The sequence below is a fragment of the Pseudomonas sp. B21128 genome, from assembly GCF_044218865.1.
GTDB classification, from domain to species: domain Bacteria; phylum Pseudomonadota; class Gammaproteobacteria; order Pseudomonadales; family Pseudomonadaceae; genus Aquipseudomonas; species Aquipseudomonas iridis.
Window position 1 is genome coordinate 5,383,626 of the sequence record NZ_CP162590.1, and the last position, 22,426, is coordinate 5,406,051.

19 protein-coding genes and 3 tRNA genes are annotated in these 22,426 nt (G+C 58.0%); 9 read left to right on the forward strand and 13 right to left on the reverse strand.

The window, feature by feature from the left end; all coding sequences use genetic code 11:
• Positions 1–25 precede the first annotated feature (25 nt).
• The 5 genes from AB4P91_RS24245 (at position 26) to AB4P91_RS24265 (ending at position 4,205) form a co-directional block, all read left to right on the forward strand.
• Positions 26–832 carry an alkaline phosphatase family protein gene (locus tag AB4P91_RS24245; RefSeq protein WP_150688897.1) on the forward strand — a complete coding sequence of 269 codons (807 nt, stop codon included), beginning with the start codon at positions 26–28 and terminating at the stop codon, positions 830–832.
• 5 nt (positions 833–837) lie between these two features.
• Positions 838–1,674: an ABC transporter permease subunit gene (locus AB4P91_RS24250; protein ID WP_162184598.1), complete on the forward strand. Its 837-nt coding sequence runs from the start codon at positions 838–840 to the stop codon at positions 1,672–1,674.
• Entirely contained in the window at positions 1,661–2,461 is an 801-nt protein-coding gene (locus AB4P91_RS24255) for an ABC transporter permease (protein WP_150595597.1), read from the forward strand. The genes AB4P91_RS24250 and AB4P91_RS24255 overlap by 14 nt, the downstream gene beginning before the upstream one ends.
• Positions 2,458–3,447, forward strand: coding sequence for an ABC transporter ATP-binding protein (locus tag AB4P91_RS24260; RefSeq protein ID WP_150595596.1), 990 nt, complete (start codon positions 2,458–2,460; stop codon positions 3,445–3,447). Before AB4P91_RS24255 ends, AB4P91_RS24260 begins: the two co-directional genes overlap by 4 nt.
• A 104-nt stretch (positions 3,448–3,551) precedes the next feature.
• Positions 3,552–4,205, forward strand: a complete 654-nt coding sequence (locus tag AB4P91_RS24265) for an HAD family phosphatase (protein WP_047300339.1) — start codon at positions 3,552–3,554, stop codon at positions 4,203–4,205.
• 134 nt (positions 4,206–4,339) lie between these two features.
• On the opposite strand, the gene AB4P91_RS24270 is transcribed toward AB4P91_RS24265, so the two are convergent.
• Complete coding sequence (locus AB4P91_RS24270; protein ID WP_150595595.1) at positions 4,340–5,302, reverse strand: zinc-binding dehydrogenase; 963 nt, start codon at positions 5,300–5,302, stop codon at positions 4,340–4,342.
• A 138-nt stretch (positions 5,303–5,440) separates the two neighbouring features.
• On the opposite strand from AB4P91_RS24270, the gene AB4P91_RS24275 reads away from it, so the two are divergent.
• The gene (locus AB4P91_RS24275) at positions 5,441–7,525 is read left to right on the forward strand and encodes a carboxy terminal-processing peptidase (RefSeq protein WP_395603869.1); all 2,085 of its coding nucleotides are present in this window, start codon (positions 5,441–5,443) and stop codon (positions 7,523–7,525) included.
• A gap of 134 nt (positions 7,526–7,659) precedes the next feature.
• Positions 7,660–9,450 (forward strand): bifunctional diguanylate cyclase/phosphodiesterase, encoded by a 1,791-nt coding sequence (locus AB4P91_RS24280; protein ID WP_395603870.1) that lies wholly within the window; start codon positions 7,660–7,662, stop codon positions 9,448–9,450.
• Positions 9,451–9,537: 87 nt separating this feature from the next.
• Here the strand turns inward: AB4P91_RS24280 and AB4P91_RS24285 are convergent, their stop codons facing one another.
• From AB4P91_RS24285 to AB4P91_RS24325, 9 genes are all read right to left on the reverse strand, one after another.
• Positions 9,538–9,954 carry a hypothetical protein gene (locus tag AB4P91_RS24285; protein ID WP_150688893.1) on the reverse strand — a complete coding sequence of 139 codons (417 nt, stop codon included), beginning with the start codon at positions 9,952–9,954 and terminating at the stop codon, positions 9,538–9,540.
• A complete protein-coding gene (locus AB4P91_RS24290; protein WP_395603871.1) occupies positions 9,954–10,328 on the reverse strand; it encodes a hypothetical protein in 375 nt (124 codons plus the stop codon). The genes AB4P91_RS24285 and AB4P91_RS24290 overlap by 1 nt, the downstream gene beginning before the upstream one ends.
• 132 nt (positions 10,329–10,460) lie before the next feature.
• Positions 10,461–10,847 carry a hypothetical protein gene (locus AB4P91_RS24295; RefSeq protein WP_224787182.1) on the reverse strand — a complete coding sequence of 129 codons (387 nt, stop codon included), beginning with the start codon at positions 10,845–10,847 and terminating at the stop codon, positions 10,461–10,463.
• A complete protein-coding gene (locus AB4P91_RS24300; protein ID WP_395603872.1) occupies positions 10,844–15,571 on the reverse strand; it encodes an RHS repeat-associated core domain-containing protein in 4,728 nt (1,575 codons plus the stop codon). The genes AB4P91_RS24295 and AB4P91_RS24300 overlap by 4 nt, the downstream gene beginning before the upstream one ends.
• A 236-nt stretch (positions 15,572–15,807) precedes the next feature.
• Positions 15,808–16,215, reverse strand: a complete 408-nt coding sequence (locus AB4P91_RS24305; RefSeq protein ID WP_150594168.1) for an SEL1-like repeat protein — start codon at positions 16,213–16,215, stop codon at positions 15,808–15,810.
• Positions 16,216–16,587: a hypothetical protein gene (locus tag AB4P91_RS24310; RefSeq protein ID WP_003223109.1), complete on the reverse strand. Its 372-nt coding sequence runs from the start codon at positions 16,585–16,587 to the stop codon at positions 16,216–16,218. It lies immediately after the preceding gene.
• Positions 16,584–16,925 carry a helix-turn-helix transcriptional regulator gene (locus AB4P91_RS24315; protein ID WP_150594169.1) on the reverse strand — a complete coding sequence of 114 codons (342 nt, stop codon included), beginning with the start codon at positions 16,923–16,925 and terminating at the stop codon, positions 16,584–16,586. Before AB4P91_RS24315 ends, AB4P91_RS24310 begins: the two co-directional genes overlap by 4 nt.
• 112 nt (positions 16,926–17,037) lie before the next feature.
• Positions 17,038–17,493, reverse strand: coding sequence for a YkvA family protein (locus tag AB4P91_RS24320; protein WP_395603873.1), 456 nt, complete (start codon positions 17,491–17,493; stop codon positions 17,038–17,040).
• A 294-nt stretch (positions 17,494–17,787) separates the two neighbouring features.
• Complete coding sequence (locus AB4P91_RS24325; protein ID WP_042558398.1) at positions 17,788–18,504, reverse strand: FKBP-type peptidyl-prolyl cis-trans isomerase; 717 nt, start codon at positions 18,502–18,504, stop codon at positions 17,788–17,790.
• A gap of 270 nt (positions 18,505–18,774) precedes the next feature.
• Between AB4P91_RS24325 and AB4P91_RS24330 the strand changes: the two genes are divergently transcribed.
• A complete protein-coding gene (locus AB4P91_RS24330; RefSeq protein WP_395603874.1) occupies positions 18,775–20,583 on the forward strand; it encodes a di-heme-cytochrome C peroxidase in 1,809 nt (602 codons plus the stop codon).
• On the forward strand, positions 20,580–21,746 hold the full coding sequence (locus tag AB4P91_RS24335; RefSeq protein WP_395603875.1) for a catalase family protein: 1,167 nt from the start codon (positions 20,580–20,582) through the stop codon (positions 21,744–21,746). Before AB4P91_RS24330 ends, AB4P91_RS24335 begins: the two co-directional genes overlap by 4 nt.
• A 228-nt stretch (positions 21,747–21,974) precedes the next feature.
• Here the strand turns inward: AB4P91_RS24335 and AB4P91_RS24340 are convergent.
• The 3 genes from AB4P91_RS24340 to AB4P91_RS24350 form a co-directional block, all read right to left on the reverse strand.
• Positions 21,975–22,051, reverse strand: a tRNA-Asp gene (locus tag AB4P91_RS24340).
• A gap of 19 nt (positions 22,052–22,070) precedes the next feature.
• Positions 22,071–22,146: transfer RNA gene (locus AB4P91_RS24345), tRNA-Val, on the reverse strand.
• 191 nt (positions 22,147–22,337) lie between these two features.
• Positions 22,338–22,414 (reverse strand) — tRNA-Asp (locus tag AB4P91_RS24350).
• Positions 22,415–22,426 lie beyond the last annotated feature (12 nt).

Here is a 22,426-nt window from a genome sequence, read left to right on the forward strand (position 1 = left end):
CCTGTTTCGCGGAGTTTTTGCCCCTATGAAGCACAACGTCATCCTTGTCGTGCTCGACGGCCTCAGCCATGAAGTCGCGCGCCACGCCATGGGGCATCTGCAGGCTTACGTTGGCGCAGGACGCGCCGCGCTCTATCAGTTGGAGTGCGAGTTGCCGGCCCTGTCCCGACCGCTTTATGAATGCATTCTTACCGGCGTGCCGCCCATCGACAGTGGCATCGTCCACAACAACGTCTCGCGACTGTCCAGTCAGCGCAGCATCTATCACTACGCCCGCGACGCCGGCCTGATAACCGCAGCGGCGGCTTATCACTGGGTCAGCGAGCTGTACAACCGCTCACCATTTGTGGCCGCACGCGACCGTCACACCGACGATCCATCGCTGCCGATCCAGCACGGGCATTTCTACTGGAACGATCACTACCCTGATTCGCACCTGTTCGCCGATGCGGAAAACCTGCGCCTGCGCCACGCACCGAACTTCCTGCTGATCCACCCGATGAACATCGACGACGCCGGGCACAAACACGGCCTCGACAGCTCGCAGTACCGCAACAGCGCGCGCTCGGCCGACATCATCCTCGCCGACTATTTGCAGGGCTGGCTCGACGCGGGTTATCAGGTACTGGTGACCGCCGACCACGGCATGAACAACGATCGCTCGCACAACGGCCTGCTGCCGGAAGAACGCCAAGTGCCGCTGTTCGTCCTCGGTGAGGCCTTCAGCCTGAACGCAGACGCCGTCCCCAAGCAGACCGACATCTGCGGCACGGTCTGCGAGCTGCTCGGCGTGCCCCACGACAAACCTGTGTGCCGGGAGCTGCTCAAGTGAACGCTATGACTCGCGGCAAATGGCTGGCAGCCCTGTGCCTTGTGCCCTTCGCTTTATTCTTTATCGTCTTCGAAATCGCCCCGCTGATCTGGGTGATGATCAACAGCCTGCAATCGGAAGAGTTTGGTTGGGGCGTTGAAAACTTCACGAAAATCTTCAGTTCAAAATTCTATTTGCAGGCGATCCAGTACAGCCTCGAGATCAGTTTCTGGTCGAGCGTATTCGGCATCATCATCGCCGTACTGGGTGCGTATTCCCTGCGCCGGGTGGATTCGAAACTGCGCAATTTTGTGAATGCGTTCGCCAACATGACCAGCAACTTTGCGGGTGTGCCCCTGGCTTTCGCGTTCATCATCCTGCTCGGTTTCAACGGCAGCATCACGATCATGCTCAAGCAGGCCGGGATCATTGAGGACTTCAACCTGTACTCGAAAACCGGGCTGATCATCCTCTACACCTATTTCCAGATTCCCCTCGGCGTGCTGCTGCTGTACCCGGCCTTCGATGCCTTGCGTGAAGACTGGCGCGAGTCCGCCGCGCTGCTCGGCGCCAACGGCTGGCAGTTCTGGCGCCACATTGGCTTGCCGGTGCTGACGCCGGCACTGCTCGGTACTTTCGTGATCCTGCTGGCCAACGCCCTCGGCGCTTATGCCACGGTGTATGCGCTGACGACGGGCAACTTCAACGTGCTGCCGATCCGCATTGCCGCGATGGTTTCCGGCGATATTTCGCTCGATCCGAATCTGGCCAGTGCGCTGGCCGTGGTGCTGGTCGCGCTGATGACCATCGTCACCGTCGTGCATCAACTGCTGTTGAAGAGGAGCTACCATGTCTCGCGTTGAATCCGGCCCTGTCGGCGTCTACCACCGCGTCGTGGTCTACCTGCTGTTCGCCATCCTCTTGCTGCCGCTGGTGGGCACGCTGATCTACTCGATTGCCAGCAGTTGGTCGGCGACCATTCTGCCCAGCGGTTTTACCTTCAAGTGGTACCTCCAGTTGTGGAGCGACCCGCGCTTCCTCCACGCTTTTGGCCAATCGCTACTGGTGTGTGTCGGCGCGCTGGTACTGTCGGTGGTGCTGATCCTGCCGCTGTTGTTCGTGGTCCATTACCACTTTCCGAAACTCGATGCGCTGATGAACATCCTCATCCTGCTGCCCTTCGCGGTGCCGCCAGTGGTGTCGTCCGTGGGCCTGTTGCAGCTGTACGGTTCCGGGCCGATGGCCATGGTCGGCACGCCGTGGATTTTGATCGGTTGCTACTTCACCGTGGCGCTGCCGTTCATGTACCGGGCGATTACCAACAACCTGCAAGCGATCAACCTGCGCGACCTGATGGACGCTGCACAACTGCTCGGTGCGAGCACCTTCCAGGCGGCGATTCTGGTGGTACTGCCGAACCTGCGCAAAGGCCTGATGGTGGCGTTGCTGCTGTCGTTCTCGTTCCTGTTCGGTGAGTTCGTGTTTGCCAACATCCTCGTCGGCACCCGCTACGAAACCCTGCAGGTCTATCTGAACAACATGCGCAACAGCAGCGGACACTTCACCAGTGCGCTGGTTATCTCCTACTTCTTATTCGTGCTGGTCCTGACCTGGATCGCCAACATCTTGAACAAGGACAAAAGCGAATGAGCTATGTCAGCGTCCAACATCTGCAGAAAAGTTATGCGGGCACTACCGTATTCAGCGATATCGACTGCGAAATCAACAAGGGCGAATTCGTCACCCTGCTCGGCCCTTCCGGTTGCGGCAAATCCACCCTGCTGCGTTGCATCGCCGGCCTGACATCGGTGGATGGCGGCAAGATACTGCTCGATGGCGTCGATATCGTGCCACTCAGTCCGCAAAAGCGCGGCATCGGCATGGTGTTCCAGAGCTATGCGCTGTTCCCCAACATGACCGTGGAACAGAACGTCGCGTTCGGCCTGCGCATGCAAAAGGTCAACGCCGACGACAGCCACAAAAGGGTTACCGAGGTGTTGAAACTCGTTGAACTGAATGATTTCGCCGGCCGTTATCCGCATCAACTATCCGGCGGCCAATGTCAGCGCGTTGCCTTGGCCCGCTCGCTGGTGACCCGCCCGCGATTGTTGTTGCTGGATGAACCCCTCTCGGCGCTTGATGCGCGAATTCGCAAACACCTGCGCGAGCAGATTCGCCAGATCCAGCGCGAACTTGGCCTGACCACGATTTTCGTCACCCACGATCAGGAAGAAGCGCTGACCATGTCTGACCGGATTTTCCTCATGAATCAGGGAAAAATCGTACAAAGTGGCGATGCTGAAACCCTGTATACGGCACCGGTCGATGTGTTCGCTGCGGGCTTCATCGGCAACTACAACCTGCTCGACGCCGAGGACGCATCGAAGCTGTTGCAGCGCCCGATCAATCACCGCATCGCCATTCGCCCGGAAGCCATCGAATTGAGCCTCAACGGCGAGCTCGACGCGCAGATCCGCAGCCACAGCCTGCTTGGCAACGTCATCCGTTATCGCGTTGAAGCGCGCGGCGTGGAACTGGTAGTGGACGTGCTCAATCGCTCGGCCGCCGATCTGCATCCCGACGGTCGGCGCCTGGCGCTTTCCATCGATCCGACGGCCCTGTGTGAGGTCGCTTAAAAGCAGCTGCAAGCTTCGAGATACAAGCTGTAGACTGCGACGCACCTCATTTCCACTCTTGCAGCTCGAAGCTTGTAGCTCGCAGCTGTTCTCGGAGAGAACCGATGGCTTTGGCAATTTTTGATCTGGACGAAACCCTGATTCACGGCGACTGCGCCACCCTCTGGAGCGAGCAGATGGGACGCTTGGGGTGGGTCGACCCCGAGTCGTTCATGCGCAAGAACAACGAGCTGATGGATGCCTACAGCCATGGCAAATTGCGCATGGAAGACTACATGGAGTTCAGCCTCGAGCCGTTGATCGGCCGCACGCCGGAAGAGGTCGAGCACCTGGTCGGCCCATGGGTGGAAGACTTCATCGAGCCAATCATCTTCAGCGACGCGACCAAAACCATCGCCGCCCACCGCAAGGCCGGTGACCGGATTCTGGTGATCTCGGCCTCGGGCACGCACTTGGTCAAGCCGATTGCCGATCGATTGGGCATCGACGAAATTCTCGGCATCGAACTGGAAGTCGCGCACGGTGTGTACAGCGGCCACACCGTCGGGACCCTGACCTACCGCGAAGGCAAGATCACCCGCTTGCTGGAATGGCTGGATGCTGAAGAAGAAAATCTGGAGGGCGCGAGTTTCTATTCCGACTCACGCAATGACCTGCCGTTGTTACTGAAGGTGGATTTCCCGCACGTGGTCAACCCGGATCCGGTGTTGCTTGAGCACGCCGAAAAGTCCGGCTGGCCGATCCACATCTGGAAATGACAAAGATTTAATGTGGACTTGCAGGCAGGCTGGTATCCAAACCTGAGTTCGACTCGATGTGTCAGGTCGGTGTAGCTCGACAGTACAACCCGGTCAGCACCCTCTCCCTTGGGAGAGGGTTACGGTGAGGGGCTTCAGCTCAAGCTTTCATCAATCACCAAAACCAGTTTCCCGGAAACGGTATTGCTCGCCAGCTCGGCAAACGCCGCCTCGGCATCTTTCACCGGGAAAGCCTTAGCCAATTGCGGCTTCAACCGCCCTTCGGCAAACAGCGGCCACACATGCTGGCCTAGGTCACTCAGCAAATCCGCCTTGAATTGATCGTTACGACTGCGCAACGTCGAGCCCAGCAATTGCACGCGCTTGGCCAATACCTGTGCCAGGTCAAGTTTAGCCTCGCGGCCACCCATCAGACCGATCAACACCCAGCGCCCATCCAGCGCTACCAGCTTGAGATTCAGCGCCGAATAATTCCCGCCGACCGGATCGAGGATGACATCGAACGGGCCGAGGTCGCGCAGGCTTTCCAGATCATCCGTGCGCACCACCCCGCCCTGCGCACCCAGACTTTCACAGTAGGCCAGACGCTCGGCTGAACCGACGCTGACCCAGCACGGATTGCCGAACGCCTTGCACAGCTGAATGGCGGCTGAACCGATCCCACTTGCACCGGCGTGCAAGAGAACTTTCTCACCCGGTTTGAGCGCCGCAAGTTGAAACACATTCAGCCAGACTGTTGCGTAAACCTCGGGCAATGCCGCCGCTTCGATCAGCGAAACACCCTCCGGAACCGGCAGCACATGCCGCCCGTCGACCACCACCTCTTCGGCCATCCCGCCCCCGGCCAGCAAGGCGCAGACCCTGTCGCCTACCTGCCAGGACGAACCTGCACCGACCTCGCTGATCACCCCCGAGCACTCAAGACCGAGTACCTGGCTGGCACCCGGCGGAGGTGGATAAAGCCCTGCCTTTTGTAATAAATCGGCTCGATTGAGGCCCGCTGCCGCCACGCGAATGCGAACTTGTCCTACATCACATGTAGGACTCGGCTCTTCAACCCATGCCACTTGACCTTCCACGCCTTGCAATGCCTTCACAGTGCCTCCATAGTGAGTCTGGACTGAGCCCGAAGCTGTAGCGCCGGGCTTTTTGCATTATGCGACCGGCTCTTGTAGAACCGGCGACTTCAAAGACGGCCTAATATGCGTTATCAATTGTCCCCGCGTCGAATCAGCATGAAGCATTTGCTCCCCAGCACCGCCCTAGCACTTTTCATCGGTATCGGCCTGTTGCCGGTGTCGGGCAATACATTCGCAGCCAACAGCTGGGACAAGTTACAGCCTGATCGCGACGAAGTGATCGCCAGCCTGAACGTCGTCGAGTTGCTCAAGCGTCACCACTACAGCAAGCCGCCGCTCGACGATGCGCGCTCGGTGATCATCTATGACAGCTACCTCAAGCTGCTGGATCCGTCGCGCAGCTACTTCATGGCCAGCGACATCGCCGAATTCGACAAGTGGAAGACCCAGTTCGACGACTTCCTCAAAAGCGGCGACCTCAACGCCGGGTTCACCATCTACAAGCGCTATCTGGATCGCGTCAAATCGCGTCTGGACTTCGCCCTTGCCGAGCTGAACAAAGGCGTCGACAAGCTGGATTTCAACACCAAGGAAACCTTGCTGATTGATCGCAAGGACGCCCCTTGGCTCAAATCCACCGCCGAACTCGACGACCTGTGGCGCAAACGCGTCAAGGACGAAGTCCTGCGGATGAAGATCGCTGGCAAAGAGCCCAAGCAGATCCAGGAAACCCTGACCAAGCGCTACAAGAATCAATTGTCGCGTCTGGACCAGACCCGTCCGGAAGACATCTTCCAGGCGTACATCAACACCTTCGCCATGTCCTACGATCCGCACACCAACTATCTGTCGCCGGACAACGCGGAAAACTTCGACATCAACATGAGCCTGTCCCTCGAAGGCATCGGCGCCGTGTTGCAGAGCGACAACGATCAGGTGAAAGTCGTGCGTCTGGTGCCAGCAGGCCCGGCCGACAAGACCAAGATGGTGGCTCCGGCCGACAAGATCATCGGCGTTGCCCAAGGCAACAAAGAGATGGTCGACGTGGTCGGCTGGCGTCTGGACGAAGTGGTCAAGCTGATCCGCGGTCCGAAAGGCACCGTGGTGCGCCTGGAAGTGATTCCGGCCAGCAATGCACCGAACGACCAGACCACCAAGATCGTGCCGATCACCCGTGAAGCGGTGAAGCTCGAAGACCAGGCCGTGAAAAAATCCGTGCTCAACCTGAAACAGGACGGCAAGGATTACAAACTCGGCGTGATCGAGATTCCAGCCTTCTACCTCGACTTCAAGGCGTTCCGTGCCGGTGATCCGGATTACAAGAGCACCACCCGTGACGTCAAGAAACTGTTGACCGAACTGCAGAAAGAAAAAGTCGACGGCGTGGTTATCGACCTGCGCAACAACGGCGGCGGTTCCCTGCAGGAAGCTACCGAGCTGACCAGCCTGTTCATCGACAAGGGCCCGACCGTCCTGGTGCGTAATGCTGATGGCCGCGTCGACGTGCTGGAAGATGAAAACCCGGGTGCGTTCTACAAAGGTCCGATGGCACTGCTGGTCAACCGCCTGTCCGCCTCGGCTTCGGAGATCTTCGCCGGCGCCATGCAGGACTACCACCGTGCACTGATCATCGGCGGCCAGACCTTCGGTAAAGGCACCGTGCAGACCATTCAGCCGCTGAACCATGGCGAACTGAAACTGACCCTGGCCAAGTTCTACCGGGTTTCCGGGCAGAGCACCCAGCATCAGGGCGTCCTGCCGGACATCGACTACCCGTCGCTGATCGACACCAAGGAAATCGGCGAGAGCGCCCTGCCGGAAGCCATGCCGTGGGACACCATCCGCGCGGCGATCAAACCGGCAGCCGATCCGTTCAAACCGTTCCTGGCGCAGCTCAAGTCCGAACATGACACGCGCACCGCCAAGGATGCCGAGTTCGTGTTCATCCGTGACAAGCTGGCCCTGGCGCAGAAACTGATGCTGGAAAAAACCGTCAGCCTCAACGAAGCCGACCGCCGTGCCCAGCATGCCGACATCGACGCCAAGCAACTGGTGATGGAGAACATCCGTCGCAAGGCAAAGGGCGAAGAGCCGCTCAAAGAGCTGAAGAAAGAAGACGAGGACGCCCTCGCGGCAGCCGAGCCGGACAAGCTCAAACCAGAAGACGATGCTTATCTGAGCGAAACCGGGCGCGTTCTGCTGGATTACCTGAAGCTGAGCAACCAGGTCGCCAAGAAGTAAGGTGATGGCAATTTAATGCTGACGATCCCCGGATCGTCATCAAACAGTCATCATTCTGTCGTGCAATGAAGGACTGGGAGCCACTCTCTTCATCGAGAGGGCTCCCAGTCCTTTTTTTATCGCCAGAGATTGCCATGACCACGACCGAACAGCTGAGTGCCTTGAGCTCGATCCTGACTCAAAGCGGATTACACAGCCTGTTTCAGCCGATCATCTCTCTCTCCGAGCGCCGCATTCTCGGCTACGAAGCCCTCACCCGTGGCCCGTCCAACAGTCCTTTGCATTCACCGATCGCGCTGTTCGCCGTGGCGCGTCAGGCCGGGCGCCTGAGCGAACTGGAGATCGCTTGCCGACAAAGTGCTTGCCGCCGTTTCAACGAGCTGCAACTGCCGGGCAAGCTGTTTCTTAACGTCTCCCCGGAATCCTTGCTCGAAGCCGCGCACCAGCCGGGGCGCACGTTGCAACTGCTGCAGGACTTCGGCATTCCACCTAGCCAGGTGGTCATCGAACTCACCGAACAGACGCCGATCGACGACTTCCAGTTGTTGCAGACTGCGTTGCATCACTACCGGGCCATGGGTTTTTCCATTGCGCTGGATGATCTCGGCGCCGGGTATTCGAGCTTGCGCCTGTGGTCGGAACTGCGTCCGGATTACGTGAAAATCGACCGGCACTTTATCGACGGTATTCATCAGGACGCCTTGAAGCGCGAGTTCGTCGGGTCGATCCTGCAAATCGCCAAGGCGTCACGGGCTCAAGTGATTGCCGAAGGTATCGAATTGCCGGAAGAACTGGCGGTGCTGACGGAAATGGGTGTCGATCTGGTGCAGGGTTATCTGCTCGGCCGTCCGCAAGAGCATCCACCCCGCGATGCCCGCGCTTTGATGCCCAAACACGACAGCAGCGCAGTGGCGCTGAACGACGAAGGCAGCGACCTCAGCGCCTTGCTCAACGAGCAACCGGCCGTGGGGCGCGATACGCCGACCGCCACCGTGCTGGAAGCCTTCCGCCGCCAGGCCAATCTCAACTCGCTGGCAGTGCTCGACGAACAAGGCCAGCCGTGCGGCATCGTCCACCGCCACTCCCTGTCGGATGCATTGCTCAAACCCTTCGCCACCGACCTGTTCGCCCGCAAACCCATCAGCCGCCTGATGAACGACGACTTCCTCGCCGTGGAAATGAGCCAGTCGCTGCAACAGGTCAGCCGCCTGATCACCAGCCGCGCCCGTCAACGCATCGAAGAAGATTTCATCATCACCCTCAACGGCGGCTACCTCGGCCTTGGCCGGGTGATCGACGTACTCAAACTGATCACCGAACTGAAAATCCAGCAGGCCCGCTACGCCAACCCACTGACCTTGCTGCCTGGCAACGTACCGATCCAGCAATGCCTGACCCGCCTGCTGCAGCAAGGCCGCGAGTCGGTCATCTGCTACGTCGACATCGACAGCTTCAAACCCTTCAACGACATCTACGGCTACGGCCGCGGCGACGAAGTCCTGCTGTGCCTGGCGCAATGCCTCAACGAACGCGTCGACCCCTCCCGCGACTTCGTCGGCCACATCGGCGGCGACGACTTCCTCCTCGTCCTCGGCCCCGAAGACTGGTGCAAACGGCTCAACCAGTTACTGGATGACTTCCAGAGCCAATGCCGACGTTTCTACCGCCCTGAACACCTTGAGGCCGGATGCTTTATCGCGCCGAATCGACAGGGTGTGCGGCAGGAGTTTCCGTTGCTGTCATTGTCCATTGGCGTGGTGCACCTGCATCCCGAAGCTTGCGCACAACTCGACGCAAGCCAACTCGCGGAGATGGCTTCGCAGGCGAAGCATCATGCGAAGAATGTGCCGGGGTATAGCGTGCATTTGCTGGATAGCCTTACAACCTCAGTGCTCTACCAACCACAGCTAACGGGTCCACGCTGATTCCTCAAACGACACACTTCCCAGTGGGAGCGGGCTTGCCCGCGAAGGCGTCAGTACAGGCACTCTAGGTTCCGCTTCTAATGTCGGCTACCACGCTGAGCGGTCTTCCTGACTGGCTAGATATAAATCATCAGTCCAGACTTCGGACAGGACAGAGTATATGTGCTCAAAAAAACTCTTCGGATCTTTCATCTCGTTCCACCCAAACGGGAGCAATGAATGAGAAAACGGATCATGTTTGAAGGCTTTAGCTAGATCACATATTTCGCCATCCAAAGCCTCACCCAAAACGGAAAACAAGAAAAATTTGTGCCGGTAAGTCAAACCAGAAAATCTTTTCACAACAAACTTCGATATCAGAACCTCTCTATCCGAAGGACACTCAGGATCGTACTCCGCCAACTCCGAGCCCAGCGTCTCCTCGCGATCGTATATATCGAATCCTCCAAGAAAGTGCTTCAACTGCGGATTATATGGAACATCAAGATAGGGATGCATCAACATCAAACATTCTCCACCGGATACAGGGCATAGGGTTGTAACGTTTCGAAATCAAACTTCATTTCGAACGCATTCATTTTAGGCATGAATCTAGGCTCTGTCGGTTCATATGGATTAGGCTCATATCCTTCACCCACACCTTCCGCGGGCATCCGCACGACCAAATTCCCCATACTGTCCTCACCCGTAAAGCGCGGCATGTTTCTGACCTCCCTTGTCAGCGCTTCATTATAAGCGTTCATTTGCGCCCGACTACTAATAAACCTAGAGCTAGGAACGCCTCTGAATGTATCTCTTTCAATGTCACCTTCTTTACCGGCTGATTGATGACCACCAAGACCGAAATTTCTCCCTGCATCACTATCAACTTTACTCATAACCTTCCTAGTCCGTACCAAAGTAACATTCAGCTCACAGTAAATCGACTTTTACATGCACTATTCCAACAATGACCTAAACCTAATGCATAATCACTAATACACCAAAAGCTCGAATTCCTTTCGCAATACTCAAGAAGCCATCCAACTCAAATAAAACTGCCGTTGCTCATCGGGATCGCCTGACAAGTCTTTCTCCTCATAATCGAAGATGAATACGAGGTCATCTATTGACGGTTCTTTGCCGATCACCAACTCGTATGCTTTCAGACCGAGAGACATCTGCGAGGCCATGCTTGATGGATGAACATTAGTCTTCGCCCCCTTACAATAAAAAACCAAATCATCATTATCTTTTCTTAATGCCGCAAAACACTTATAAAAATCACTTCCGAAATACGTCTTTTTTGGCCCACCTCCAAGGTCGATTGTTATAGATATAGCTACAGGATCACATGCAAGATTAATTCTCTTCTTATTTCCATTCATCACAACATCAACTGTAAATATTTTTATCACTTGTTTATTTTCCTGTATGGATTAGGAATTGAGTAACCAAATTCTCTGCCATCATCAATAATCAGTGTAGCACCAAGAATATCTTCCCTTTTGATCTGACCAGGGATGGCAATTTCCTGTTCCTTACTAAATCTATATGATGCACCTAACTCTTTTTTCAAGTTATGGCCTGGGATCATTTTCAGTGTGTAGAGAAATCCGGGACGTGTGAAATAGCTGGTAGCAAATGCCTTCCCCATCTCTCTTGAAAGAGAGGTGCTAATAAAATTACTTGGAGGAAAGTCACTATCGATTGAGTGAAGAAATAGATCCGTGCTATTTCCTTTGCTTTTAAAGCCGTTCTCGAAGACTTCTGTTGGATCTGTTCCAGATCCACGGTACAAGTAAGTTTGTTGCGGTACTGAGCGGGAAAAGTCTTCCTCTCCACCCTTTATTTTTTTGGTCGGATCGATTGACTCGAGGGCTGGTTTCTTGCAGCCATCGCCACCCGGACACCCATTCAACCCCAACGGATCCACCCACCCTGTCGGATTCGGCACGTACTGGTACTGATTCAACCCGCCCGCCAACTTGATCGGGTCCGGCGTCAGATACCGCCCAAGTCGCGGGTCGTAATACCGATGCCGGTTGTAGTGCAGCCCGCTTTCCGCGTCGAAATACTGCCCCTGAAACCGCAGTGGTTGGTCCAGGTATTCCTCGCCAGCCAGGGTGATTGCGGCGACTTTGCCGTAGGCGTCGTATTGCGCCGACCAGACGATTTCACCGCTGTAGTCGGTGAGTTCTTGTGGGGTGCCGAGGTGGTCGAGTTGGTAGTAGAACGGGCAGGCCTTTTTTGGGCCTTTGCCGTCGAGCAGTGCCAGCGGGCGGAAGGTGCCGGGCTCGTAGACGTAGCTGCGGTGCTGGGTTTTGCTGCTTTCGGCGACGAGCTGGTCGCCTTGCCAGAAGAACTCGGTTTTTTCGCCGTCGACGGTTTTGCTGATCCGCCGGCCGAAAGCATCGTACTGGTAGGTCGCGATTTTGCCGTCGGGGCGGGTCAGGCCGATGAGGCGGTGCTGGCAGTCGTAGCGATATTCGGTGACGAGTTTCTGTGCGGTGCCGCGGCGTTCGCGGATCAGGTTGCCGAAGGCGTCGTAGTCGTAGTGGCGGTCGCCCTGCATCAGCAGGCGGTTGCCCTTGATGTGGCTCGGGCCGCAATGGTCCTGCATGAGCAGGTTGCCGGCCGGGTCATGGGCGAAGGATTCCGGCAGTTCGTCGCGTGAGTGGCGTACGCGGATCAGGCGGTCAAGAGCGTCGTAGCCGTAGGTGCGTTGGCCATGACGGGTGTCGGCGATGTGCTCCAGATTGCCGTTGGCGCTGTAGGCATAATCGCGGCGGTACAGCGAATCGTGCTGATGGCCTACGGCGTGGGCGAGCAATCGGCCCTGATCGTCGTAGGCATATTCGCTGAGCAGCAGGCCTTGCTGACGTTGTTGTTCGCGGCCCGACTGGTAGACGTGTTGCGTCAGCGGCGCGCCGTTGAGGTGGATGGCGGTCAGTGCGCCGCCCTTGGCGTACTGATAGTCGAGCTTGCTGTTGTCCGGCAGGCGCATGCGTTTGAGCTGGCCGCAGGCATCGTAGGCGTAACGCAGCGTGCCCCAGCCCTGATGCTCGGTGATCAGCCGGTCCTGCAGGTCGTATTCGAAAGCCAGCGGATGTTTCTGGCCGTCGTCGACGCCAGTCAGCCGACCGAGGCGGTCGTACTGGTAGATGACCTTGCCCCCGTCAGGCAAGGTCTTGACCAGCAGGCGCCCGGCCGCATCGCGCTCGTAGCCCGTGACCAACACCGAGCCGTCATCGCCGAACTCGGTCTTTTCCAGCAGATGACCCTTGAGGTCGTAGCCGTAGGCCGTACGCCGCCCGTCAAAGCCGGTTTCCTGTCGGATCAGTCCGGTCGGCGTGTAGTCCAGTCGGTACTTTTCGCCAGACTCGTTTTCGATTTCGGTGAGCAGCAGTTGCGCATGGTCGTAGCGGTACTGCACCCGCGTGCCGTCGGGGTTGATCCGGCGCGAGACCAGGTGCAGGTCGTCGTCATACTCGAAACGGGTGATGCGCCCGAGTTCGTCGCGCTCGGCGGTGACCTGGTTGTAGGCGCCATAACTGTAGGCGCGGGTGGCGCCCGTAGGAGAAGTTGTCTGGATCAGTCGGCCAATGGCGTCCCAATGCTGACGCGTGACCGCACCGTGTTCATCAGCAGTGGTAGTCCTGCGCCCCAGTGCATCGTAGGAAAAGCGCCGCACACCGCCATCGGGCAGGGTTTCTTCAACCAACTGACCGAGGGTGTTCCAGACAAACACATGTCGACTGGTGTCCGGGTAACGGATCGACAGCAACTGCCCGCGAGCGTCGTAGTGGTAATGGCTGACCTGACCATCAGGATCGACCGCCTCAGTGACATCGCCCTGGGCATTGCGCCGGTAGGTCCATACCGCGTCGCCCCGGGAACGGCTGTGCAGGAAACCGTTGCGGTACTCGTAGGACGTTGGCACATCGTCCGGCGGGAGCAGCGCGATCAGCCGTCCGACATCGTCGTAGCGGTATTCGGTGACCGCGCCTAAGGGATCCTGCTCGGCGACCAAGCGGCCCGAACCGTCGTAGGCCTTGAGGTGTTCGCCGCCGTCGGCCTCGACCTTTCGCACCAGTCGTGCGCGGTCGTCGTGGACGTAGGTTTCTTCGGTGCCATCGACGTAATGCACGACGACACTGCCGTCGTCATGCCAGACGTAGCGCGTGTCCATCTGCGAGAACGACGCCCAGTGCCGCACGCAACGGGCAGCTTTGCCAGCGAGTTCCCACTCCCAGAAGAAACTCGCGCCCCCCGTGAGCTGCCGCTGGAGGATGACGTGCTGATCGTCGTAGTCGTAACACTCGCTGTCGCCAACAGCATTGGTCGCCTCGACCAGACGCTGATAGGCGTCGTAGCGATAACTGACGAGGGTGTGTTCGGTGTGCCAAGGCTCGGCAAGGTTCAGCGCCGAGTCAAAACGCTGGTAATCAACCGCGATCAGATGCGTCCGGTCATAACGCAACAACAACGCCCGACCCGCGCCGTTGTCCAGACGCTGAACCCGATCCTGCCGATCCCGAACAACGCGCAGACGATTGCCATAGGCATCACTGACCGCCGTCAGACGCCCGGCTCGAAAGTGATAAAACCGCGCCGTATCCCCCGCCAGCGCGAGGATCAGTTCTTCCGGTTCATCCCCGAGAAAAATCGCCGCCCGCGACAGGCTGTTATGAATCGCCGGGCGCTCAACACTCGGCAACGGGAACCGCGTACGCCGGTTTTCATGGTCAACCCAGACAACACAATCGCCATCGAACTCCAGCCGATGCGCCAGCGAATGGCTCCAGCCAAACCCCAGCCCGACATCGATTTCGGCGGCACTGGTGCGATACAGCCGGGTGAATTCGAATGGCAGCAACCCGTCGAGCACGCCATCGGTCAGGGTCAGCAGTTCCTCGCCGGTGACCATCGACACCGGGCAGCCGTTTTTGCAGGTGAGTGGCACACAATCGGCGCTGTTGCCGTTGGGGTTTTTTGCCTGATCCGGGGAATCGTCGTGGTGTTCGTCTTTTTTCAGCACGGCGTTGCGCTTGGCATTCCAGCGCAATTGCATCCGGCCTTTTTTGATACCGGCGGCGATCCCGCGCGCGGCAACAGTCTTGTATTGATCAACGTACTTGATGAAACCGCTGACGATGCTGAACATCGCCTTCACCAACCGCACCAGCGCCGACAGCAGTTGAACCGCGTGACCTGCCAGACGTAGCGTCAGATAAGCGATCCCTCCGCCACCACTGGCGAAAGTTAGAATGACGGCAATCAGCACGTCGATCAGCACTTGCACCATCATCATCGATACCGCTTGCGCGGTTTTACCGGCGATCTGGCTCGGCGGCAGCATCTCCAGCCACAGGCTGGCGGTACGCAACAGCAAACACAGCACCGCTTCGTCACTGACCAGTAACTGAAGCTTCTCCATGACCTCAGGAGCCGTGGCGGCCAGATCAATCAGGTCAGTCGCGCCACTGCCCAACCGCTCGGCAAACTGGCCCGGATCCTTGAGAATGTCGGACAGCATCCCGATGCTGTCCCACACCCCCTCGATCGCCGCCCAACTGCCGGCGAGCATGCCGTTGCCCGCCGCCGTCGCCACCGAATGCGACCACTGCGGTTTGAACCCTTGCCATTCGCCGCGCAACCAGTCGTCCAGCTCACCGGTTAAACCGTCATAGGACTTGAACAACGCCCTGACCTGTTCCGCGGTGACCTCACCGTGCACCTGCACGCGATAGAACTTACCTTCTGTTCCCCTGAATTCGCCCTTGCCTTCGGCATCGAGGGTGATGGGTGTTGTTTCGCCTCCATCCACCGCCACCACATCGACCACGATATTGCCCAGCGGAATGTCGTAGACCGATTCGAACTTGCTCTCGATCAACATCAATCCGCCCTTCGGGCACTGGACGACATTGGAGAAAAATGCATCGTCGCTGCTGCTGACGGCCGTCGTGCGATCGCCGAAGCGGATGATCCGCTCCATGCCCACCAGTGAAGGCAGATCAGCGGCGTGGCTGACGGTGTCGGCCGTGCGGCTGGCCCAGTGTTCAAGCTGTTCGCGGTAGAGACTGAGGGTTTCGGGGAAGCTGTCGAGTGCTTGCTCGATGCGAGTGATGGCTTCCATCAACGCACGTCGGGGTGCTGGGCGGACTGAGTTACCGGGTCAAACATGAGCGTTCCCTCGCGCAAAAAATAGGCGCGGGAACTGTGCGGGGGATCAGTTAGAAAAGAAGTCAGGCGAGTAGGCGATGACTGTAGGATTTGTCTGCAAAAACAGCAAAAGAGCTAAATGGACAGACAAAACGCAAACGGGGCGTGAGGTTTCCCTCACGCCCCGTTTATCGGACGACACAAATGGATTTACTGCGTTGAATCTCCAGCACCCAGCTCTTTCAATTTAAGCTCGGCCAACGGGTGCCCGGCCTTGGCCGCCATACTCCACCAGCGCGCAGCTTCGACAGGGTCTGGCGCTTTGCTCGCGGTGCCAGCCAGGCTGATCACGCCAACCTGATAGGCTGCTTTGCCATCACCGGCCAGTGCCGCCAAGCGCAACAGGCGCACGCCTTCTTCACGCGCTCCCAGCCCCACACCGCGAAAGGTCAGGATGTGGCCATAGAAGCTTTGCGCGCCGACATCGCCGAGGTTGGCCATGCGCGCAAATTGACCTTCAAGCCAGCGCCACCCGCGAGGCTGGCGCACAAACCATGACCAGTGAAACAGCCTGCGAGCCAGCCAATAGCTGGCCCGTGCCTTGAGTCGTAAAAACACTCAGGCCTCCGCTGATTCCGGGTATTCATATTCGAAAACCCTGACCACTTCCGATGCATGCCAGGACGCTGCGGCAACACCATCGGACGGCCCGGAAAACCGCCCCAGACGTTCGACACATTCAAAAAAACCGGTGCGCGGCAAACGACTCGCGCCTTGGCTGATCACCAACGAACTGCGCAACGGCTGTTCGGCCTTGGCATCCAGCGCGGCCAGGTGCTCAAGTGCGGCGGTCAAGGTTTGCATCGCCGGCGTCGGCAATTGCAGCCGTTCAAGCAGCGCCCGATAGGTCAGCAGATGACGCTGTCGGCGCGCCTGGTCCAGTTCACCGAGTAATCCGTCCCAATGTTGACGACTGATGCGTACGCTCACGATTGATCCCTCCACCCTGGCACCGTCAGCTCCCAAGCGAGGCTACGACGAATCGCGGCGTCAGGCAGACGCTCACCACTTTCAATCATGGCCAGATATGACGGGCTAATGCCTACCGTGCGGGCCAACGCCTCGATGGCGATGCCCTTCCCTTCGCGCAAACTGCGTAGTTGATCCAGACCTGGGAGAATCGGGTCCGGCGTTGTCGCGAGCGGCTCTGGAGCCTGCTGCGACGGTGCTTCTTTGATACCTGCTGCTTTTAGTAGAGCCTGATACTGAGCCCAAGGCAGAACCGCGTATTCGGGTTCGCCATCGCGTGCAATTATCTGAATATCCATGACTACCCCGTAGGACAACAACACTTAGCGAGTCGGCACTTTTCCCTAGAAGTGTAATCCTAACAGCGGCCAAGGTCGCGAGGGGTATCTATCTGTCTGCAGGCTGAATGAATCAGGACTTTTTCGGACCCTGAAGCTGCAGTTGCTCGGGGGTATCGGGCAAGCGTTCTGCGACGGCGAGTTTTTCCGGATTCTGGCGATTACGCCAGAGCCGGAAGGCACCCAGTTCATCGTCGAGAACTTTCATCAGCCAGGCGAGGACGGCGATGTCATCGAGCATGCCGAAGACCGGGATGAAATCCGGAATCGCGTCGACCGGGCTGAGAAAGTACATTAGGCCCGCGACCACTGAGACCAGGGCCTTGCCACTGATCGCCCGATACTCTCCGCGCCAGTAGGCCAGACACAATGCCTGAAGCAAACGCAGGTCATCCTTGAGCTTGCCGAGCCGATTGCCTTGCGCCGCACCTTTGCTGGCCACCGCGAACAGCAAGGTCGGCAGGCGACCACGAGCCAGCAGACGGCCAGCCAAAGGCAGGAATCGAGCGAAATTCCACGGAGCTTTCATCTATTCCTCCCGTTGAAATGTTATCCACACAAATTGTGGATAACCTTGTGAACAGACCTGCATTTGCGCGCTGAGAGCCCCGTTTTATAAGGGCTGCGCTCAGATCGGGCGTTTTTTACTCACATAAAAAACCCCAATATTTCATTGACTTGGCGGCTCAGGGCGTCTAGCGCGGCCAGCCTCAAAGCCTATGACTCTTCTGACCGGCATCGGTTCGCTTTGTTTAACCTCGTCAAGGTCCAGATGCAACAACGCCCCGCATAAGCGAGGCGTTGTCGTCGAAGCCGTTACCGATTACTTGGCAGCGGCGTCTTCTTTGGCGGGATCCTTGATGGCCAGCAGTTCCAGGTCGAAGACCAGAACCGAGTTGGCCGGGATTGCCGGGCTTGGCGATTGCGCACCGTAAGCCAGATCGCTAGGGATGTACAGTTTGTACTTCTCGCCAACGTGCATCAGTTGCAGACCTTCTACCCAACCCGGAATCACACCGCTCACCGGCAGATCGATCGGGCTGCCGCGCTCGACGGAGCTGTCGAATACGGTGCCATTGGTCAGCTTGCCAGTGTAGTGAACGGTCACTACGTCAGTAGGCTTAGGCTGTGCGCCGTCGGCTTTCTTGACCACTTCGTATTGCAGGCCGGAAGCGGTAGTCGTCACACCCGCCTTCTTGCCGTTTTCTTCGAGGAATTTCTTGCCGGCGGATGCCGACTCTTCGCTCATCTTGGCCATGCGCTCTTCGGCACGCTTTTGCAGCGCGGCGAACGCTTCGACCAGCTCTTCATCTTTCAGCTTCTGTTCTTTCTTGCCGACGGCATCTTCGATGCCCTGGGCTACCGCTTTGGAGTCCAGATCATCCATGCCTTCCTGAGCCAGGCTCTTGCCCATGTTCAGGCCGATACCGTAGGAAGCTTTTTGCGCCGGGGTTTTCAGCTCTACGCTGGTCTGCGAATCACAACCCGCAAGTACCAGGCTAACCAGGGCTACCGCCGCCGCCAACCGATGCTGTTTCATGCTATTTCCTTGTTCATGCGCCGAAAGGGCAATCGAGTAAAGCCGCGAGCTTATCAGGCCGCCACGACCAATGGCTACCGGCATGAGAGCAGGAAACTTCCGATAAGTTCAGGGATTAAAACGCATTGGGGCGCAGACACGATGAAGCTTCTGTCATCTGCCGCCGACAACAACCGACTCTCCTTGCTCCAACATCTGGCGTAATGGCCACTTGCCGCACCAGGTCAGGCTCAGGCATAACAGCGCAACAATTCGACAAGGATGTTTAACTTGCGCCTCTTACTCCGCGTCCTGAGCCTGATCGCGCTCCTGCTGGGACTCGTCCTTGCGGTGGTTTTGTATTACGTCGCCAACCCGAAATTGCCCTTCTACACCCCGGCCCAGCAGGTGCATTACCTGAATCAGTGGACTGAACAGGAGCGGCAGACCTATTACTTCACGCCGCAGGGCACACAGGTCAAAGGGCTGCGCTATGCATGGTTCCAGGCATTGGAGCTGCCATTCTCGCAGCAGCGTTTCGCCTCCCCTGAATACCTCGCACGCTTTGGCTTTTTGATTGATCCGCAGCAGAAAGCCACGCCACACAACCCTGGCAACCTTCCGGTCGGTTTCGCACGACACCAGAATCCTGGCAGCTCCGAGCAATATCTGGACATAACTTGCGCGGCTTGCCACACCGGTGAACTGCGTTTCAACGGTCAGGCTGTGCGCATCGACGGCGGCACGGCACAGCATGTCCTGCCTTCCAGCGTTCCTACGTTACGCGGTGGCAGTTTCGGACAGGCATTGGTCGCCAGTCTGACCTCGACTTACTACAACCCGTGGAAATTCGAACGCTTCGCGCGAAGCGTTCTGGGCGATGACTACGACGCTCGCCACGAACAGCTGCGCAAGGATTTCAAAGCCTCGCTGGATACCTTTCTGAAAATCGCCTGGAACGACACTCACCGTGGCCTTTACCCAACCGAGGAAGGCCCGGGCCGTACCGATGCGTTCGGGCGAATTGCCAACGCGACATTCGGTGACGCCATTTCCCCCGCCAACTATCGCGTGGCCAACGCGCCGGTGGATTACCCGCAACTGTGGGACATGTGGACGTTCGACTGGGTGCAGTGGAACGGTTCGGCGCAACAGCCGATGGCGCGCAATATTGGCGAGGCTCTGGGCGTCGGCGCGACGCTGAACTTCTTCGATGCCAACGGCCAGCCGCTGCAAGGCGATGACCGCTACCCCTCCAGCGTGCGCGTGCGCGACCTGAATAAAATCGAAGAAACCCTGCAACGCCTGCAACCGCCCGCCTGGCCCGAGGAGCTGTTCGGTGCGGTCGACAAGGGACTGGCCGCCAAGGGCCGCACGCTGTTTGCCGAAAACTGCGCCAGTTGCCACGTTCCGCGCAAGACTCAGGAAGGCGACCGCTGGGTGCAGCATTTGCACATGTTGCCCGTCGCGGTGATCGGCACCGATCCGAACGCGGCCAACAACGTTGCCAGCCACCGTTTCGACCTGACAGCCCTGCAATGGAATCTGCAGGAGCTGGAAAAAATGGACGTGAAACTGCATCCGTCGCCCAAGGATCCGCTGGACCTTAGCCAGTTGTCCGTGGCCAAAGGCCTGGCGTACGTCACCGCATTCGTCGAAAACCGTGCTTATCGCGAGGCAAACGTCAGCCCTGAAGAAAAACCCCGCCTCGACGGCTTCGGCCTGCCCATCGGCGTGCGCGAAAAGGTCGCCTACACCGCGCGCCCGCTGGCTGGCGCCTGGGCCACCGCACCGTTTCTGCACAACGGCTCGGTGCCGAGCCTTTATCAGTTGCTGTCGCCACAGGATGAGCGCGCCACCACCTTCTATAAAGGCACCTTCGAATACGACCCTCGGCATCTGGGCTATCGCACCGAAGCCTTTACCAACGGCTTCCTGTTCGATACGCGGATCAGCGGCAATCGCAACAGCGGTCATGAATTCCGCGCCGGCGAACGTGGCAATGGCGTCATCGGCCGCCTGCTGCAACCCGAAGAGCGCTGGGCATTGCTGGAATACCTGAAAGTGCTCGGCGGCCCATTGGAGGCACAATTGCCATGATCTCGACCTTCAAGAAAGAACTGCCACCGCTGGCTCGATTCTGGCTTTGGCTGGGCCGTCTGCTAGGCAAAACCCTGTTGATCCTGCTCGCCATCGGCCTGCTCGGCTGGGCGATCAGCACGGCATGGTTTGCCTGGCAGCATCGTGGCCCGGTGTCGGCACTGGAGCAGATCCCGGTCGATGAGGCAGGCATGACGCAGGACGTGATCCAAACGGCCGTGCGCATCGTCGATCAACACCGTGAAGGCACGCGCTATCTTCGCGATGCTCACGCCAAGGCGCATGGTTGCGTAAAAGCTGAAGTGAACGTATTGCCGGAACTGGCTCAGTCGTTGCGACAGGGCGTGTTCAGCGAGCCGGGTAAAACCTGGCAGGCGATGATTCGCCTGTCCAACGGCAATGCCTACCCGCAGTTCGACAGCCTGCGTGATGCCCGGGGTATGGCGATCAAACTGTTCGACGTTCCCGGCAAACAATTACTCGAAAACCGCCAGCAGCAACATGAACAAGACTTCGTGATGTTCAGTCACCCGAACTTCTTTGTCAGCGATGTCGCCGAGTACCGTCAGAATGTGGCCGCGCAGGCTGACGGCAAAAAGGTCATGGCATTTTTCCCCGGATGGGACTCACGTACCTGGCAGATCCGACATTTGTTTATTGCCTTGGCAACCTTGTCGCCGGCCCCCAAGAGCCCGACAGAGACTACGTATTTCTCGGTTTCACCGTATAAATTCAGTGAAGCCAACGCCAAGTTCAGGGTGGCACCGGCCCCCGACAATTGCCCGGCGTACACCCTGCCCCGGCAAAATCAGGATCTGCCGAATTTCCTGCGCAGTGCCTTGACCCAGCAGTTGTCGACGGATCGCGTCCCCGCGTGTTTTGTCTTGCAGATTCAGCGTCAGGACGCCAACCGATACATGCCCATCGAGGACACCAGCATCGAGTGGCGCGAGCGCGATGCGCCCTTCGAAACCGTGGCCCACATCACCCTGCCCCCGCAGGACTTCGACACCCCGGCGCTGAATCTCGCGTGTGACAACCTGTCGTTCAACCCGTGGTTTGGGATTGAGGCGCATCGGCCGATCGGCGGAATCAACCGCTTGCGTAAAGCCGTGTATGAGGCCGTGAGTGACTATCGACATAGCCAAAACGCCACACAATAGCGAGACAGGCAGACTGGCTCTGGCGATTAGATTTAATCCCCGATGGGCCGCTAAGCGACCCCAGGATTTGAAACTCTGAGCCTGCGGTGCAAGCCATCGGGAACTTAAGTCCCATCACCCCGGGACTTGTGTCTGGCACACAAAAAGCCAAACGCCAGACAGCAAAAAGCCCGCACTAGGCGGGCTTTCTGTGGCGATCTGGCGTTCAGTGCTCCAGATTACCGAATATGGCGCAGCGGACGGGACTCGAACCCGCGACCCCCGGCGTGACAGGCCGGTATTCTAACCGACTGAACTACCGCTGCGCGAAACGCTTGAAACGAATGGTGGGTGATGACGGGATCGAACCGCCGACATTCTGCTTGTAAGGCAGACGCTCTCCCAGCTGAGCTAATCACCCTTCGCTTCGTTACGGGACGTATTATGCCACAAGTTTTCGTAACGTGTTGATTTAATTGAATATTTTTTCAAATAAATCCGAAAACAGGTAAAACGACACATCCCGCGGGTACAACCTTGGAGCAGAAAAAAACCCGCCTTGGCGGGTTTTTCCGTGGTGACCTGGCGTTCAGCGTTCCAGATTACCGAATATGGCGCAGCGGACGGGACTCGAACCCGCGACCCCCGGCGTGACAGGCCGGTATTCTAACCGACTGAACTACCGCTGCGCGTAACACATG